At 67.6% G+C, this 17759-nt stretch carries 9 protein-coding genes; 6 read left to right on the top strand and 3 right to left on the bottom strand.

Annotated elements, in window-relative coordinates; translation table 11 throughout:
- Window positions 1-138: 138 nt before the first annotated feature.
- Together Poly30_RS26700 and Poly30_RS26695 are read left to right on the top strand one after the other, a co-directional pair.
- The gene (locus tag Poly30_RS26700; protein WP_145205121.1) at window positions 139-3387 is read left to right on the top strand and encodes an Ig-like domain-containing domain; all 3249 of its coding nucleotides are present in this window, start codon (window positions 139-141) and stop codon (window positions 3385-3387) included.
- Window positions 3388-3465: 78 nt separating this feature from the next.
- Window positions 3466-7098 (top strand): Ig-like domain-containing domain, encoded by a 3633-nt coding sequence (locus Poly30_RS26695; RefSeq protein WP_145205118.1) that lies wholly within the window; start codon window positions 3466-3468, stop codon window positions 7096-7098.
- Window positions 7099-7232: 134 nt separating this feature from the next.
- Here the strand turns inward: Poly30_RS26695 and Poly30_RS26690 are convergent, their stop codons facing one another.
- On the bottom strand, window positions 7233-9167 hold the full coding sequence (locus Poly30_RS26690; protein ID WP_419190713.1) for a sialate O-acetylesterase: 1935 nt from the start codon (window positions 9165-9167) through the stop codon (window positions 7233-7235).
- A gap of 208 nt (window positions 9168-9375) precedes the next feature.
- Here Poly30_RS26690 and Poly30_RS26685 point away from each other — a divergent pair, with 208 nt between their 5' ends.
- Window positions 9376-10305 carry a glycosyltransferase family A protein gene (locus Poly30_RS26685; protein WP_145205112.1) on the top strand — a complete coding sequence of 310 codons (930 nt, stop codon included), beginning with the start codon at window positions 9376-9378 and terminating at the stop codon, window positions 10303-10305.
- A 3-nt stretch (window positions 10306-10308) separates the two neighbouring features.
- Here the strand turns inward: Poly30_RS26685 and Poly30_RS26680 are convergent, their stop codons facing one another.
- Both Poly30_RS26680 and Poly30_RS26675 read right to left on the bottom strand, forming a co-directional pair.
- Window positions 10309-11409 (bottom strand): ATP-binding protein, encoded by a 1101-nt coding sequence (locus Poly30_RS26680; RefSeq protein ID WP_419190712.1) that lies wholly within the window; start codon window positions 11407-11409, stop codon window positions 10309-10311.
- Window positions 11406-12425 (bottom strand): sensor histidine kinase, encoded by a 1020-nt coding sequence (locus Poly30_RS26675; RefSeq protein WP_419190711.1) that lies wholly within the window; start codon window positions 12423-12425, stop codon window positions 11406-11408. The genes Poly30_RS26680 and Poly30_RS26675 overlap by 4 nt, the downstream gene beginning before the upstream one ends.
- A 358-nt stretch (window positions 12426-12783) precedes the next feature.
- Here Poly30_RS26675 and purF point away from each other — a divergent pair, with 358 nt between their 5' ends.
- The 3 genes from purF (at window position 12784) to Poly30_RS26660 (ending at window position 17514) form a co-directional block, all read left to right on the top strand.
- Window positions 12784-14274, top strand: coding sequence for an amidophosphoribosyltransferase (gene purF / locus Poly30_RS26670; RefSeq protein WP_419190710.1), 1491 nt, complete (start codon window positions 12784-12786; stop codon window positions 14272-14274).
- Window positions 14275-14278: 4 nt separating this feature from the next.
- A complete protein-coding gene (locus Poly30_RS26665; protein ID WP_145205101.1) occupies window positions 14279-15088 on the top strand; it encodes a DUF2459 domain-containing protein in 810 nt (269 codons plus the stop codon).
- 113 nt (window positions 15089-15201) lie between these two features.
- Window positions 15202-17514 (top strand): delta-60 repeat domain-containing protein, encoded by a 2313-nt coding sequence (locus Poly30_RS26660; protein WP_145205098.1) that lies wholly within the window; start codon window positions 15202-15204, stop codon window positions 17512-17514.
- Window positions 17515-17759 lie beyond the last annotated feature (245 nt).

Genomic DNA, 17759 nt, shown 5'->3' with positions numbered 1-17759 from the left:
GCACGGAGAGATTGCGCTGCACAGCGATAGCGTGTGCTGGAAGGCGCCTTCGTGCCCAGATCCAAAGGCCCTCAACCCAAAGGAGGCCCCATGGGACCTTTCCCATCCCGTCCCGTCCGCTCCGCTCGTCCGTCTGCCATGCTCGCTCTGGCCACGGGCGCGCTTCTGTCCGCTTGCAGCGGCACAGTCACACCCGGTGGCGGCAGCGACAGCCCGACCGGACCCGGGCCCGCCTTCTTCTTCGAGGACGTGCATGACGGCGGGACCGCCACCGCGGTGCACTGGTCCTCGCTCCGGTTCGGTCGACTCGTGGAGATCGAGGCGCTGGACGGCGACGGAGCGCGCGTTTCGATGGCGGACGACTTCGTGATTCGCCAGAGCCTCGTATCCGACGCGCTGGACTACGAACTCTCCCTCAACGGCGTGACGGGACAGGAGTCGCTGCTCATCCGTCGCCACATCGACGATCCGATCGGGTACGCGGAGTTCCTCGACCTTCTGGAGGCAGCGGGGGAGAACCTCGACCCGATCCAGGTCCAGGACCTCGAGACCACGGGCGTGTTCTCGATGCTGCCGCGGAACGCCGCACTCGTCCTCACCTTCGACGATCTGCTGCGCCCGGCGACGATCACCGACCGATCGATTCAGGTCGTCCAGGGCGATCCGCCCACGAGCCCGTTCGAGGCCAGGGTCTTCCCTTCGGCGCACCACGGAGGCACGGCCAGTGACGGAGCGTTCTATCCGACGCGCGTGATCATCGACATGACGACGAGTCTCGTCGAGAAGCAGCGCACGGGGACCGGGGTCCCGCTGAACGGCGTCGGCCTTTCGCCAAGCGTCGACTCCAGCCGCGCGAACGTACAGGTGCGCATTCCGACCGTTCTGAATCCGTCGATCGGGCTCACCCGCATCGTCACCAATCTCACCAACCACCCGCTGGCCACGGCGAACAATGGTCCCGTGGACTTCGGCACGAACGCCAGGGCCGTGACCCGGGCGTTCCGTTCCGGGGGACACGCCGGCGTGATTCCGGATCCGTTCAACGGTTTCCTGCGCGATACCACGCCGCCCCGGGTGATCGGGTCGACCCCCGTCGAGCTCATGGCACCTCCGGTCCATAGCCAGGGGCCTGGCCTGGATCCCGCGTCCCTCGACTTCATCCTTCCCGAGATCCGGATCTCCTCGACGCAATGCGTCCCCGGGGAACTCGACGGTACCGAGGTCATCACCCAGAACGGCCTGTTCGCGCGAGTGGTTCGCCCCGTGGGCCTCTCCCCCGGTCAGGCGGCCCGCTACGAGCCGGACGAAGACGGCCGACTCTTCGGTCTCCCCGTGCGGGTCATCACCTTCCCGCCCGACTGGGCCAACGGTCCCTCGGACTGGGAGAGGTTCGGGATGGTGTCCTCGAACCTGGAGTCGACGTTCGCCGCCGGCGACGTGCCGGATTGCTACGTCCAGGTGCTGCCCCGTCCGGCGAGCTACCCCGACCATCCGACGACAGGCATCGACCCGTCGTCGATCGTCTCGCTGCGCTTCAGCGAACCCATGGACCCGGGCTCGCTCACGGCGTTCGATTCGGTGACGCTGACGCGGCGTCTCGTACCACCCCTCGGCGCCCTTTCGACGGCGGACTACGTCGTCGGAGAGCTGAATCAGTCGGCCACGCTCCGGGAGGTCACCTTCGTCCCGGTGCTCGACCTCGCGCACCTCGAGGGCGTGGCAGAGAGCTACTACCTGAGCCTCGCGGACTCGAGCCAGCCGTTCGCGCCCCGGGACCTCGCGGGCAATCCCGTCGTTTCGCTGCCGAGCGTCCCCCTCAACCTCCAGCCAGCGGCGCCGTCGCGTCTGAACGGAGGGCGAGTGAGCCGCTTCAGCTCCACCGACGAGGAGGCCCCCGTCGGGCCGGAGTGGGCAGGGCAGGTGCAGATCGATCCCATCCGCCAGACGCTTCGCGCTCGCCCCGTCCTCCGTCAGACCGTCGTGATCGACAGCGAGGAGCAAGCGCTCATCGCGCAGATGAAGCCCTTCGACCAGGGCGTGGTCACGCCGTTCTCGCCGCTCGGTTCGAAGATGCAGTGCCTCTGGCGCTACGCGGACTGCGGCTTCTCGCTGACGGATCCCAATCAGATCAACATCGACATCGAAGGGATCTCGTGGGCGCCCGCAGGCGGCTCGGTCGTTCCGGATCAGTTCGAGCGCTTTGCGATGTTGATGTCCCATTCCCGCTATGCGCCGGACGAGTTCGTCAACCAGAGCAATCTCCTTCCGCAGTTCCCGGCCTCCGGCCTCAAACCGATCTTCACTCAGAACGTTCTAGGTGGGGAAACGCAGAAAGTGGTTCACCCGCGCGAGCGCGGCTACACCATCGAGCAGGCCGATCTCTACCGGACCTCGTCCGGACGACAGCTCATGCCCTTCCCGCTGAACCGCGGTGTCCCGGAAGCGGAGAAGCGCTACTTCACGTGGCGCGACACCCGGATCCGAGGTCGATCCGGTCCGAGCGGGAACGGTGTCGAACCGCTCTCCTACCCACCGGCGCTGGGCCTCGCGACCGCCGCGAATCCCTACTATCGGGCAGGGAGCGTGCAGACGATCGGTCTGCCCCTGCTCATGGAGTTCCGGACGTCCGTTCAGCAGAGCGCTGTGGGGCGGAACGGCTGGCTCATCAAGATCGCCTCGAACTCGTCCGCGAATCCCTACTTCCGAGCCTTCTCGACCGGCGGGATCAATACCTCAGGCAACCTCGTCGTCATCGACCCGGAGAACGAGACTGCGGCGAACGGCGGGTTCAATCCAGGATCCGCGCCCCCGGGCGCTTCGACCTTCGGCCGCGACAACTCGGTGCACATCGGTGCGCTCGACTACGTGACCCGGATCAGTCAGGCGCATTCCATCTGGTTCGAGTCGGTCATCGAATCCGAGGGGACGGCGGGCTTCGGCGGCAGGATCTACAGCGAGCCGACCTTCGAACCCGCACCGGAACAGCAGCCGGACGGCACGTCCATCGAGTTCTTCTACCGCGGAGCGACCGCCATCCACTTCGAACCGGACGGCCCGCTCGGCGCGATGGACAACTTCAGTGGCACGCTGGACCACGGGCTCGCGGACTACCAGTACGACGCGCGCAAGCTCGACCTCTACGGCGACTATTATAACGACGTCGAGGCTTCGACGGACACGCATTCGCCCGATCACACGGAGGGCGGGGGCCGCGACAACTGGGGCATCGACTTCCACGCGGGGAGCGAGCCGGGGACCTGGCTCGCTTCCACCTCGGCCATCAACGGTGCCCGCTACTACCAGGTGCGCGTGACCTTCCACGGCAATGCGGCTACCGGCAAGGCGCCGGAACTGTCGGCGTTCGCCATGACCTGGACGCGTGAATGAACCGCGTCCAGAAGTCGACCCGTCATGGGTCCCTCGCCCCTCACTTCGCCTGCACGTCACTCTTCCCAAGGAGTTCCCATGTCTCTCCCATCACCCACTCCGCTGATCCACTGGCTGGCCTGCGCCGCCGTCGGCCTGGCCGTCGGCTGCAGCGGAGGCGCCGGCACCCAGGGTCTGGATCCCTCGATCGGACCCGATACCGACTTCGAGGTCCGAAGCACCTCGGTGGTGAGCGGCGCCATGTGGCGGCTGAATCGCGAGATCCTGGTCGAGTTCACCCATGACGTCGACTTCAGCACGGTCTCGAGCAGCACCGTGCAGGTCGTCGACAGCCAGGGGTTGCCTGCGATCGGAACGTACAGCGAGGCGGGACCACGTACGGTTCGATTCCAGCCGAGATGTCCGACGAATGCGACCTACAGCGACGGCGGCTTCGCCCAGGGGCGGAGCTACCGACTCCATCTCCCCTCCGAGAGCCACGGCGGCCTCGGGGGCGGCGTGACCGTCATGGATACGGCCGGTCGACGCCTCGAGAACGGCGTGAGCATCGACTTCAGCACGCCCGCGTCCTCCGACGAACTGGTGCTGTTCGTGGACCTCGTCGCCGGGCCGCCGCGCGTCGTGACCATGGGCGCGGGGGATGATTTCGAGGGCTCGCCCACCGATTCGCCTTACTCCTACGTGGAGTTCGGATCGGATCCTGAAGCCGTGGAGTACTTCCGATTCGATCCGGCGGACCAGACCTCGAAGATCGCCAGCCTGGTCCCTCTCAACCTCTACAGCGACAGGGAGCGGCAGTTCGCGGTGGTCTTGAAGTTCAACCAGCCGGTCGCGAACGTGCCGTCGAATATCCACCCCGATCTCATTCGACTGGAGTACTACAACGACGCCCAGGCGACCTGGCTTCGGATCCCCGCTCGGACGACTCTGATCGAGAACTGCTCCGCCACCGGCGCTTCCGTGCGCGTGCAGCCCACCGGGATCGTCCCCCAGGGCGCCTCGATGCGGGTGACGCTCCGGGAGGGCTTCCAGGACCTCACGGGTGACCAGGTGCAGTCGGCACTGACGAACTTCGCGAGGTTCGAGACGACGCTGGCCAACCCCGACGGGCAGCCCGGCGAGGAGGGTGATGGAAGCGACGAGATCCTCGAGCGCTTCACGGTCGCGGGCGGTTCACCGGGGTCGCTCGAGGACACGACGGTGGCGTCGCCGCGCCCGCGGGCGGACTGGGGCAACAGCCGCTCCCCGGGCGCGCTGTCGGCTTCCTTCGACTTCGACGGCACGGGAGGCCCAGGTGGCAACTTCGACCTCGTGGTTCCGACCGGCCAGACGGTCATCGTCTCCACCGACTCGGACGTCGTTTCCGGTGGACCCGGGGCTTCCACCGCCGTCTCGCAGCCTGTCATCGGCGGACGCCTCGACGTCCGGAACCTCACCATCGAGGACGGTGGACGACTCCTCTTCGTGGGGCCGAATACCGCCTCGATCTTCGCGACCGGAGAGGTGCGCGTGAACGGGCTCCTGTCCGTCAACGGCGGCAACAACTTCGGGGTGAGCACGCTCGCCACCACCAACGTCCCCGAGGAGGGTGCGTCGGGTCAGGCGGGAGGCGGCAACGGCGGCGCGGCCTCGATGCTTCGGACGCAGTCGACGCCGCGCGGCGAGGCCGGCGAAGGAGCCTTCGGCGTGCCCGGATTGGGCGGAGGCGGCGGGGAAACGTCGTACGCGCCCAGCGGGCCGTGCGAGAAGGAAAACCGTCGCGCTGCGGGCGGCGGAGGTGGCCGGCTCGGGTCGGCCGTTCGCTACGACGTGGACGGCTCTGGCATGGCGCCGCTGGCGATCTGTCAGATGCTGCTCGGCATGGACGCGGAGCCCGGGTTCCCCGGCTCGTTCGAAGGCCTCGGCGCGGTGAGCCAGGTCTCGTCCGCTGCCGGAGGCGCCGTGGGGTCCACGCCCTTCCTCGACGCCTCCCCGAACAATGATTTCTACGGATCGATGGTCACCGCGAACGGTACCCAGGTGCGCGGGGAGCTGAATCGCGTGTGGGCCGGAGCGGGCGGCGGCGGAGGCGGCGACGCGGTCACCTCGTCGACCTTCCCTCTCACGCCGTTCCTCGTGTCCGGCGACGAGAAGGGATCCGGCGGCGGAGGGGGTGCGGGGGGGCTCTTGATTCTCTCGATCGGCGACATCGTCCTCGAACCGCGCGGCCAGATCACGGCGGACGGCGGTCACGGTGGCGCCGGCGAAAACTGGTACTACTTCGACCGAATCGGCGGTGGGTCCGGCGGTGGGTCCGGAGGCCACATCGTGCTGTCGAGCGCGGCGTCGATCATCATCCGCGCCGAATCCACGGCCCAGAGCACCGGCGACTTCTATCGCGATGCAGCGGACTTTCCGATCCACGAAAGGCGGCCCCTGAGCGCCCTCGGCGGCCAGGGTGGAGCCGGGCGAGAGGAGCGGTGCGGTGCGGGTCGAAACGGTCCGACGAACTGGCGCTCGGACGCGATTCCCGAGGTCGCGTTCGAGGGGCGGACCGACGTTCCCCCCAATCACACGGAGACGCTGACGCCCTCGTTCGACTGGTGCAACGAGACGCCCGCCGGTGCCGCGTGCGCTGGCGTCACGGCCGCGCCGGAGGGGACGGCCTTCGGCGCCGGCGGGGATGGCGGTCCCGGCATCATCCAGCTGCACATCTCCGACCCGGACACCCAGCTTGTCTTCGGAGCCGCCGGCTCCACCGGCTACGTATCGTCCGGGATCGACGTCACGCGATCGATGGCGCCGCCGCCGATCGGCTGGCGAACCCCCTCGTCACGACCGGATTCCCTGACGCCGTTCTTCAGCTCCCGCTCGGAGTCCTTCTCGCGCTGGGTCCCCCTGGGCCTTGCCCGATTGAATCCGGACGGAACGTCGAGCCCGATCGAGTTCTTCTTCGGGGGAACGGCCGGCGACGGCGTCGTTCCGCGCGACGGGGCGATGGCCGAGGAACTCGCGCCGATCGTCGCCTACGGGGCTCTCGGCGTGGGCCCGAGCGCGACCCTGGCATCGTCGATCGATACGGCGACGGCCACGCTCCGCGTTCCCGGTGCAAGGGTCTCCGACGCCGCCGGACTCTATCGACGCAATGCGAACCTGATGCGGGAGTTCGCCGTTCGCCTGCGCAACGACGCCGTTCCCGGGGACGTTCGCGAGTACGCGGTCGTGGCCGGTCGGTACGTGGCAGGAGACGACGAGTTCCGGCTCACGCTCGATCCGATCGGTGCTCGGCTCGACAGCGATGCGGGCGAGCTGTCGGCAATGCCCGGCACGCTTCAGTTCGAGATCGTCCCGTTCTACTACCGTCTGCTGTCCGGTGGGGTGCCCGACCGCTATCCGACCAGCACCGAGATTCGAATTCTCTTCGATGCCACGATCGCCGATCCGAACTCGGGTGAGCCGAGTTCGGACCCTGAGTCGGCCTACAGCCAGCGGATGGACGTGGCGGCCATGGACCTCCAGGTGAAGAACGGATTCGCCGCTGACATCGCGGCGCTGAACGGTCCTGTGGCGGCTCCGAACCAGACGGACCCATCCCAGCCGGTTCTGGAATCGGTCGACTGGGACTTCGTGCGCTTCAAGGTGGAGTTCAATCTCGCGGTGGGGGTTTCGACGACGGACCTGGACGCACCGCGTCCAGGCCTCGACTTCCTCCGGATTCCGTATCGCTTCTGATGCCGTCCGACGGGTCGAGGGGAGGGTGTCGGCGGCGATCTCACCGAGCCGTCGCACCGAGCCGCCGCACCGAGCCGCCGCACCGCGACGATCTCCGCCCGACGCCCTGGCGATGGGATCGCCGCTGGCGCGGTTCACCTCGTTCGGAAGGGGGCCATCGGTAGGCCGGTGCCGCCGCGGACGCTCGACTCGGCGGCGTCGCTCCAGAGGTAGCGTGCAGCCTTCGGCTCCCCGACGCCCTCGGCACGGAGCGTGATCGTCCGGCCCTCGCCCGTGATCTCGGCCACGGCGGGAACGAACGTACCGTCAGCCGCTTGGAGTTCGAAGTGCTCCAGGGCTGGCCCTGTCTTTTGCAGTCCGCCCGCGACGTGGTCGAAGTCGAGCACGAGGCGGTCCCCCGCCAGGGTGGCGGAGCGGAGCGTGGGGCCGTCAGGTTCGATCTCCGGATGCCCATAGAGATCGTGGAGCGCGAAGAGCGCAAGCCTGCGGCCGACCTCCCACTTGTTCTTCGGGTGGATATCACGGGGGTTGCCCACGTCCGCGGTCAGCGCCATGCCGGTCGCGGGGAGACGCGTGGCCATGGCCTGGGCTTCGCGCAGACGCGCCGTGGCGTCTTCGCCCTCGGGTCCTTCCCCGTAGCGATAGGGCGCGATTTGAACGAAGTAGAACGGAAGCGCGAGGTCGTCCCATCGCGTCCGCCAGTCGACGATCATTGCCGGGAAGAGCGACCGGTATTCGTCCGCGCTAGAGCGGTTCGACTCACCCTGGTACCAGAGGACGCCGCGCACCGCGTAGGGAATCAGCGGAGCCAGCATCGCGTTGTAGAGAGCCGAAGGCAGGCGGTGGTCCACCTGGGGCGGCGCGGGGGGGCGGCCCGCGCTCGCGCTCGGGACGCCGCGCCTGTACCTCCATTCGCCCGCGAGGTCGATCCACTCGTCGCCGCGCGAGAGCTTCGCGGCGCCCGCGCCGAACCCGCCCTGACCGCCGGTGTCGAGAGCGCGAATCGTCAGACTCGCGGCGCCGCCCTTCACGCTCTCGGCGGGGACCCCATAGCGACGCGGCGTGGACCACGCGCCTCGCTCCAGCTTCGATCCGATCCGCTCACCGTTCCAGAAGGTCTCGTCGTGGTCGTCGATGGGCGGAAGCTCCAGCACGAGATCGGATCCGGCCCAGCTCGGCGGCACGTCGACTACGGTGCGGAACCAGACCACTCCATCGAAGCCGCTGAGCCCGAGATCGTCGTAGCTGGTGGGGACCGAGGTCGTGTCCCAGTGACCGTCGTCGAAATCCGGTGACTTGAACCGGCTCTCGAAGAACGCCGCCTCGTCGACGCCGTTCCAGAAGGCGTCGATCTCCGTCTCGCTCAGGGTCGCTTCGCCGCCGCGGGCGCGGATCTCCTCCAGTGCCTTCGCGTGGTCCGGGAAGGCCGACACGACCTCGGCGGACGTCCAGACCTGGGCGGTCGTGCCGCCCCAGGAGGAGATCACGAGGCCGATCGGCACGTCGAGTTCCTGCTGGATAGCGCGCGCGAAGAAGTAGCCGACGGCGCTGCACGGGAGAGCGTTCTCGCCGGAGGCGTCGAGCCAGCGGCCGCCGCAGTCCTCGGCGGGCTCGAGGGCGTAGGCCCGCGAAACCGTGAAGTGACGGATGCGGCTCGGTTCGAGGGAGATGTCCTCGGCGGAAAGGTCGGGGCTCTGGCGGGCCGCGTCCATGGAGTCGCTGATCCGCCATTCCATGTTCGACTGGCCAGAGCAGAGCCAGACCTCGCCGAGGACGACGTTCTCCAGTTCCACGGTTTCCGGCCCCGTGGAGACACGTACCTGGAACTCGTTGCCTTCCGCCTTCGGCGTGGAGATCTTCACCATCCAGTGGCCGTCTGCGTCGGCCTGGACGTTCACTTCGGTGGGGGGCTTTCCGGTCGCCTCGCCCCAGTTCGCCGTCACCGTGACCGTCTCCCCCGGGTTGGCGCGTCCCCAGATCGGGACGCTGGCCTCTTGCTGCAGCACCATCCCGCTGGAGAGCACTGCGGGGAGCTTCAGCTCGGCCCCTGCGAAACCGATGAGAGTCATGGAAGGGAGAAGCGCGGCCACGGTGCGCGCTCCTGGACGACGAGACGGAATCATTTTCATGGGCTGACGAATCTGGGGACGGGGACCTGGATTTCGGGTACGGAGCCGTACGAGAAAGCCGATCTTACGGAGACCTGGACCGCCCAGGGTCGCCGCAACGAACGGCTTACCAGGCCCGCCCCGGTCACCCACGGCCATCGCCATGAGCATGACGACCGCACCTGCCCAAACTCCGAGTCAGATCATCGACATCCTGATGATCACCCATCGCCGGCCGCTCTATGCGCGCCAGTCGCTCAAGGCACTGCTCGACAGCTGCGACGACACGATGCGAGTCTGGATCTGGCACAACGGCGACGATGCGGAGACGCTGGCCGTCGCGAAGGAGATGGCCGAGCACCCGCGGTGCCATCGATTCCACCACAGCCCGGTGAACGAGAAGCTGCGCGCGCCGACGAACTGGCTGTGGGAGAACGCCGACGGCGCCTACCTCTGCAAGGTGGACGATGACTGCCTGCTGGAGGAGGGCTGGGCGCAGACGCTTCGGGCCGCGCACGAGGCGAATCCCGAGCTGGGCGTGATCGGCTGCTGGCGCTTCCAGGACGAGGACTACGTGCCGGAGCTCGCGGAGAAGAAGCTGCGCGATCTGAAGGGCGGCCATCGCATGCTCGTGAACTGCTGGGTCCAGGGCTCGGGCTACCTCATGAAGCGCGAGTGCATGGAGGCGCAGGGCCTGCTCAGCCAGGAAGACCCGTGCTTCACGAAGTACTGCAACTCGATCGCGGAGAGCGGCTACGTCAACGGCTTCTACTTTCCGTTCCTGCGCGAGGATCACATGGACGACCCGCGTTCGCCGAACACGCTCCTGAAGCGCGACGAGGACATGGCCGAGCACGCGCCGCTCTCGGCGCTGCGTGACGGCGTGACCTCGCTTCAGGTCTGGCAGGAGCGCGTGCGCTGGAACGCGTACATGGTCCAGGCGGCGCCGACGAATCCGTTGTGGCTGCGGGGCTGGCGGCTTCGGTTGAGAATGCTCGGCAACAAGGTGCAGCGCATGCTGGGCAAGACCCAGGGACCGGGCGTGAATCCCCAGTTCAAAGCGACGGCGTCCCAGGAGAGGGCGACGACGGGGTCCTGAGGTCTACGCGCGAGGGATCTGCAGCCGGATCAGGTACGACCCAGAGGCGCTCGCGCGCTCGTGGAAGGTCATCGATCCACCCAGCGCTTCCAGGGCGCGTCTTGCGGAATAGAGGCCCAGGCCCGCGCTGGCGGCCTTCTTTTGACCTGTCGTGAGCGGAGTGCCGAGTGCCTCCGCATCGTCGATCGACCAGGGCCCGCCGTCGTCGTAGGCGTCCAGGACCACGCGCGGTCCATCGGAAGGCACCTCATGGATGTGGAAGGCGATCGGCCCTTCCGGTCGCGCGGCGTGCTGGGCGGCATTCTGCAGGAGTGCGGTGACAGCGCGCGAGAGGAGTCGGCGTCCCACCTCGTCCGGAACGCGGCCGCTGGATCGGACGTCGATTCGCGGGGCGAGTCGCTTGTTCCGCGTCGACTTCTGCCAGCGTTCCGCCGTCTCCGTCAGCCATGGGCCGAGATCCAGTTCTTCGGTGTCGCCGGGCGCGGCCGTCAGCGCCTCCAGCTCCGTGATCAAGAGCGAGCGCGCGCCGGAGATGAAGCTCGTGAGCGCGAGCGCGCTGGACCTGATGCTTTCCACGCTCGAACGGAGAGCGTCCGAGGCCTGCACGCTCGGATCCGCGGCCATGGCGGAGGCGCGGAAGCGAATGTTCGACGCCCAGCCGAGAGCGTCGTGGGCGATCTTCGACGCGAGCCTGCGTGCGTCGATCTCGCTCTGGTCCGGCGCCGCGTTCACGACGTCGGGATCAGCGGCACTCGAAGGAGCAGGTCGCGCGACGTCGAGATCGTCCAGGAGAGCGTTGAGGGACGCAACGTTGATCTCCTGCTTGGGAAGGAACGCCGCGGCTCCGTGCTCGAGCGCAGAGAGAGCGATGTCCTGGGAGCCGAGCGAGCTGAGCGCGACGAAACTGGTGTCGCGGTAGCTCCGGGTCAGTGAGCCCAGGGCAGCCAGGGTCGCCTCCATCTTGCTGTCGGGGAGCGTGAGATCCAGCAGCACGAGGTCCGCGCCCTCGGCTTCCAGTGAAGCGTGCGCCGCCGCGAGGCTCGACGCATGCGAGACGCGTCCGATTCGCTCTCCTACCTTCTTCAGGTAGTGGTCGGCGATCATCCGGTGATCAGGGTCATCCTCGACGAGCAGGACGCGTGGTCCGCGAGCATCCGCCGCGGCAGGGAGTCGGGAAGGCTCGCCGGGATCTGACTGTGTTGCACGCATGGATCAGCTCGGAATTCTAGGACAAACTCGGCTCCGCCCAGGGCGGAGGTCTGGATCGAGAGGCTACCGCCACACTCTTTCATGGCCTGGCTCACCAGCCCGAGGCCGAGGCCAGCATTGGCCCCTGTGAGGGGGCGATGGCCGTCCCCGAAGATCAGTTTGGGCTGCCGGACGGCAGCGGTCGCTCCCTGGAGGAGCGCTTGACGCTTTTGCGCAGGGATGCCAGGGCCGTTGTCGGCGATCGAAATGCGGACGGTGCTCGCGAGCCTCTCGGCCCGGATCTCCAGCATGGGAGTCGTGTATCCGTCGGTGGGACGGCCATACTTCAGCGCGTTCCCTAGCACGTTGTCGAACGCCTGCTGGACGTAGCGGGCGTCCCCGAGGACTGTTCCCAATGGCTCGGCGCAGTGAACCTCGACGCCCGAGCGCTCCAGGGCAGGGGCCAGATCGTTGAGGGCGTTCTGTGCCACCCGATCGAGGTCGATCGGAGCGTCGAGGTCGACCTCGTCGCCGCTGGCAAGCTCCAGCAGTCCGCTGATCAGACCGTCCATGCGCCTCGCCGTCTCCGAAGCCCGATCCAGGAGCTGCATCACCCCCTGGACCTCGCCGGAACGGGCGTTCTCGCGGGCCATCTCCAGGTAGCCGGAGGCGCTGACGAGTGGCGCGCGAAGGTCATGGGCCACCGTCTGAGCGAAGCGCCGAAGCTCGGCGTTGGCGCGATCGAGGCCTTGCGACCGGGCCAGCGCGGCCTGCAGCCGCGCCTCCGCGGCCGCCACGCTCTGCAGCATCCAGGCGGTGACGGCGCACGGCACCATCAGAGCCAGCAGGCTGATCAGAAGGGGTCTCTGCCCGCTGAAGAGCGGGAACCAGAGGGCCGCGGCGATCAGCGCGGTCGCTGCTCCTGTGCACACCAGGAGCGATCTTCTGCGGCCGATGGCAGGAACTGCACGTTCCGCCGCCGCAGCGAGATGGGAGAACATAGGCGAAAGTGGTGGGAGAGTGCGTCGGGAGGGGGGGACCCCGACAGGGACTTACTCGGCTCAGATTCGGGAACCTATGAGGGGAAACGGGAATATTCCTCCGGCTCGAACCAGGGAGGACCCTAAGGGCCGTCCCTCAGGGGGGAGATTGGCCCGAAGAGGTCTTCCAGGGCCACCGATCCCGGACCACGTGGGTTATCCTGCTCGCCCACTCTCCCACCCATCGCCCCGATGGGCTCCTGCGAGGGACCCCTCAACGCGTCGTCACAGCAGGCGGCATCAAATACCTATGTGTGGATTCATCGGGATCTTTGGTCCGGACGGCGTGGATGTTGCGCCCGAGATCTACGAGGGCCTTCTGGCCGTCCAGCACCGCGGCCAGGACGCTGCGGGCATCACGACCTTCACCGATCGATTCAACGTCAAGAAGGGCTACGGGCTCGTCGTCGAGGTCTTCGATGGGGACAACATGTCGCGTCTCCAGGGTCACCTGGGGCTCGGCCACGTCCGCTACCCGACCGTCGGCGAGAACCGGACCGAGGACGCCCAGCCGTTTCACCACACTTTCCCGATCGGGACAGCGATGGTGCACAACGGCAACGTGACCAACTACGTCGAGCTGTCCCACTCGCGCTTCAGCTCGACGATGACGCGACTGAACTCGACCTGTGACCTCGAGGTCCTTCTCTACGTGTTCCAGCAGGGCCTCGCCGAGCGCTTCCAGGCCAGCGGCGGGCAGATCACGAAGGAGGACATCTTCTACGCGGTCGGCAAGGTCTACGACGAGGTGAAGGGCGCGTACTCGGTCTGCGCCACGGTCGCCGACGTCGGGATGGTCGCGTTCCGCGATCCCTATGGCATCAAGCCCGCCGTCTTCGGCCAGAAGCGCGACGAGCACGGGGTCTGGTTCGCGTGCGCGTCCGAGAGCGTCGTTCTCGACGTGAACGGCTACGAGCGCACGATCGACATCGGCCCCGGCGAAGCGATCTTCGTGGACCAGTCGCGCACGGTGCACCGCCAGCAGGTGGCCAACGAGCCTCACCGCCCGTGCATCTTCGAGTACGTCTACTTCGCGCGGCCCGATTCGTTCCTGGACAACATCAGCGTCTACAAGACGCGCCATCGCTTCGGCAAGGCGCTGGCCGAGCAGTGGCGCGACTCGGGCGCTCCGATCCCGGACGCCGTGATCCCGGTGCCGGACAGCGCGCGCGACGCGGCGTTCGCCTGCGCGATGGAGCTCGGCATTCCGTACCGCGAGGGGCTCGTCAAGAACCGCTACATCGGCCGGACGTTCATCATGCCCAACCAGACGGCGCGCACGTCGTCGATCCGGCGCAAGCTGAACCCCATCGACATCGAGTTCAAGGGCAAGGACGTGCTCCTCGTCGACGACTCGGTCGTGCGCGGCAACACGTCGAAACGGATCGTCGAGATGGTGCGCGCTTCCGGCGCCAAGAAGGTCTACTTCGGCGTGACGAGCCCGCCGCTGGTGGCGCCGTGCCCCTACGGCGTCGATATGGCGAGCAAGCGCGAGTTCATCGCGACGGGCCGGACGAACGCCGAGATCGCCAAGTTCCTGGGCGTGGATCACCTGCTCTACCTCGATCGCGAGGCGATGAACGAGGCGGCACGCGCGGGCAACACGAAGATCGAGAAGTTCTGCAACGCGTGCTTCACGGGCGAGTACCCGACCCCGGACGTGACGCTCGAGCGCCTGAAGATGATCGAGGTCGAGCGCGAGGAGAAGCGCGACAACACGCCGAGCGGATCGGCCTGCTGATCGGATGACGGTGGAGCCTCCCGAAGGACCCACGGCGCCCGCAGCCCCGCACGCCGGGCCCCCCGCATCGAACATCGAGCGCGGGGGGCCCGGGCGCGCGGGGCTGCGGCGTTTCCTGCGATGGACGCTGCGATGGACACTGGCGCTGCTCGGCCTCGTGGTGGCCGTTCCTGTCCTCTACTTCGGCGCCGCGGAGATCGCGATGCGCATCACGGTCGATGGGACGTCCGAGGCGCTGGAGGGCAGCATCGACGTCTACTTCTTCCGGAGTGGTCCCCATGTCGATGTATGGGTGCCTGCCTTCCATCCTGAGTTCACGTGGCGGGAGCACCTGCCCGAGGGCTTCCCGCTCGAACGCCACGGCTATCTCGCCATCGGATGGGGAGAGCGCGAGTTCTACACGAAGGTTCCCACCTGGTCGGACCTGACGCCAGGGGTTGCGGTGCGCGGCGCACTCTGGCCGACGCCGACGGCGGTCCGAGTCAAGTCCTACTGGGGAGGGCCGGTCCATGACGATCGCTGCCATCTCGTGCGCGTCGAGCCTTCGGCCTACCGCGAACTCTGCGAGTACATCCTGGAGAGCGCGGTGCTCGACGCGGAAGGCCGCATGGTCAGGATCGACTTCGAGGGCTACGGCGTCGGTCTGGCGGACGGGTTCTTCGAGGGACGCGGCAGCTACCACGCGCTCCACACGTGCAACGCATGGACGAACGGAGCGCTCGCGGCGGCCGGCAAGGACTCTGCGATCTGGGCGCCGCTGCCCCGGGGTGTGCTGCGCCAGCTCCCGAACAATCAGGGACTGCCGCCCAAATGAGCCACCTGGATCCTGGACAGGCTTTCCAGGAACTTGGCCAGGGCCGTTCGATCCGGGCCGAGCCTGGAGACCTGGGTCGTGGTCAGAAATGTGGTCCTTGGCTACGGTACGGGGTGCTACGACTTCCCCGTTCGAACTTCCCACCCACCCATCGCCATGCAAACGCTGCTTCTTCTCAGCTTCGTTCCTGTGTTGCTCTCGCCCGCTCTCGCCCGCTCTCGCCCGCTCTCGCACAGCAGACCAGCTCGACGGCCCTGCCGTCGGTTCCCAACTTCGACCCTCCGCGCGCCGTCCCCCTCGACGATACGCCCGACCTCGCATTCAGCGAGGTCGACTGGGTCGTCTACGCGTCCGATCTCGAGGGGGATCGGCTCTTCCTCGGCGGCAACTTCCGGCGCGTCGGTCCCAAGGTGGGCTCGTTCATTCGCGCGGATCCCGAGCTGACCGAGATCCACAAAGACGGCCCACGCATCGAAGGCGATGTACGCGCTGTGGCGGCGGACGGCGCCGGAGGGGCGGTCATCGCCGGAACTCTTCGCATCGAGGGTACGGTGGACGTTCTGCGCCTCGTGCATGTCGCTTCCGACGGAACCTGGCAGAACCTCGCCCAGGACCTGGTCGGCTACGTCCAGGACGTGACGGTCGATCCAGCTACGGGCGTCGCCTATGTGGTCGGCTCCATCGACTCGGTCGGTGGAATCGGGCGGAGCAACGCCGCCGCGATCGATCTCGCCACGGGCGCGTGGACGAACTGGACACCTCAGATCCAGGACAACCCGTCCTTCAGCTCGCGCTTGACGACGGTCGCTCTCGGTGGGGGGCGCGTCTGGATCGGCGGCAAGGACATGCGCACGAATGGTGGCACCGTCTCGCGGAACCTGATCGTCTGCGATCCGACCACCGGCGCGCTCGATCCCCATGACTTCCAGCTCAATGGCGAGGTCAGCGCGCTCCTGCTCCACGGTGGAGAGATGCTCGTCGGCGGCGACTTCACGGACGTGGGCGGTATCAGTCGCTCTCGCTTCGCGCAGTTCGATGCCCAGGCACTCTCGCTCACGGCACTCCAGGTTCCCTGCGACGACAGCGTCCAGGCCCTGCACGTCGACGGCAACGAACTCTTTCTCGGCGGACGCTTCCGCCTGATCGCCGGGCAGCCGCGTGACTACGCCGCTTCGGTGGACCTGACCACGGGTGCGGTATCGACGTTCGCGCCCGACCTGGCCTGGCCGACCCAGACCTCCGGCGCCTATGTGCGCGGGATCACGACGTTCGGTGACCGCGTGATTCTCGGGGGCCTTTACCGCACCGCCGCGGGACCCGGACGCAACAACCTGGCAGCGTTCGATCGCCAGACCTCGAGCCCCGTCAGCGTGCCGCGTCGTATGGTCAGCAATGGCACTTCGCCCGGCTCGATTGAGGACCTCACGATCAGCGGATCGCAGCTCTTCGCCGGTGGCAATCTGCTGTTCGAGGACGCCACGGACACGCCACACCTCGGCGCGATCGACGTCCGAACGGGACTCGTGCCGGACAACTGGGACGCGCCGCGGCCTGACGGAACGGTCAAGCATGTGGTGGCCCAAAGCGGGCGCGTCGTCATCGCAGGCGATTTCGACCGCGTCTCCGGCGTCCCGCGACCGGGTCTCGCCATGGTCGATGCTGCCACCGGTACCCTCGATTCGACGTTCGTTCCCGACCTGTCCGGGATGACGGTCACGGGCATTTCGTGCATCGCCGCGAACGATTCGTCGATCTTCGTGGCGGTGCGGAGCTCCTGGCCGTCGACACCTTCGCTCATTGCCCTCGATGGGATCACCGGAGCTCGCCAGGCGCTATTCGGCACGATCCCGGCATCCACGAGGGTCGAGGCGATGACTCTCTCGCCAGACGGCCAGACGCTCTACGTCGGCGGGACCTTCACTCAGATTGGCCAGCCGCCCGTGGCGCGTGAAGCCCTGGCCGCGCTCGACGCGATGACCGGCGCCGTTCTGCCCTGGGCGCCCCAGGGCTGCTCTGGGGTGGAGCACATGGTGCTCGACGGGAGGCAGCTTCGGGTGTCCGCCTACCTCGATACGCAGCTCTTCGGTCTGCGCCAGTACGCGCTGGGCTTCAACGCAGTGACCGCGGCCTTGACCCCCTGGGATCCGCAGCTGGACGAGGTCTACGGCATTCAGCTCCCTCGCATTCTGCCCGGGCGCGAGCGTGTCGTGATCGGTGGCAACTTCTTTCGCCTGGCCGGAGAGGAGGTGAACTCGCTCGTGGCGGTCGGCGCGAAGCTGGGCCGCTCGCTCGACTGGCGTCCCGCCATTCAAGGGACCGTCCTCGGGCTGGAACAGCACTCGACCGGCGTCTTCGCGGTCGGGAACTTCTCGTCGGCAGGAGGGCGTTTCCGCCACTCGGTCGCAGCGTTCCGCCCGCGACGCTGACGGGCGGTGTGGCGGAGTCACCGGCGAGGTACCGGGGAGCCGGCTCCTCGAGGACGATGTCGTTCCGTACCGTCACGCCCCTGTCCAGAGATCGGAGCGATCTCTGGACAGGGGCCTTTCGGCGTCGCCTTCGAAGCGCCGAGACGCTGGAGCAAGAAGGCGCGAGCCGCCATGGCAAACGAGCAGGCTGCCAGTAGGCTATGGCGCCCCGCCATCCATCTCACCCGGCCCCCGAGGAACCTCCC

The sequence above is a fragment of the Saltatorellus ferox genome (assembly GCA_007751475.1).
In the GTDB taxonomy this organism is placed as follows: domain Bacteria; phylum Planctomycetota; class UBA1135; order UBA1135.
This window is presented reverse-complemented; position numbering and strand designations above follow the sequence as displayed.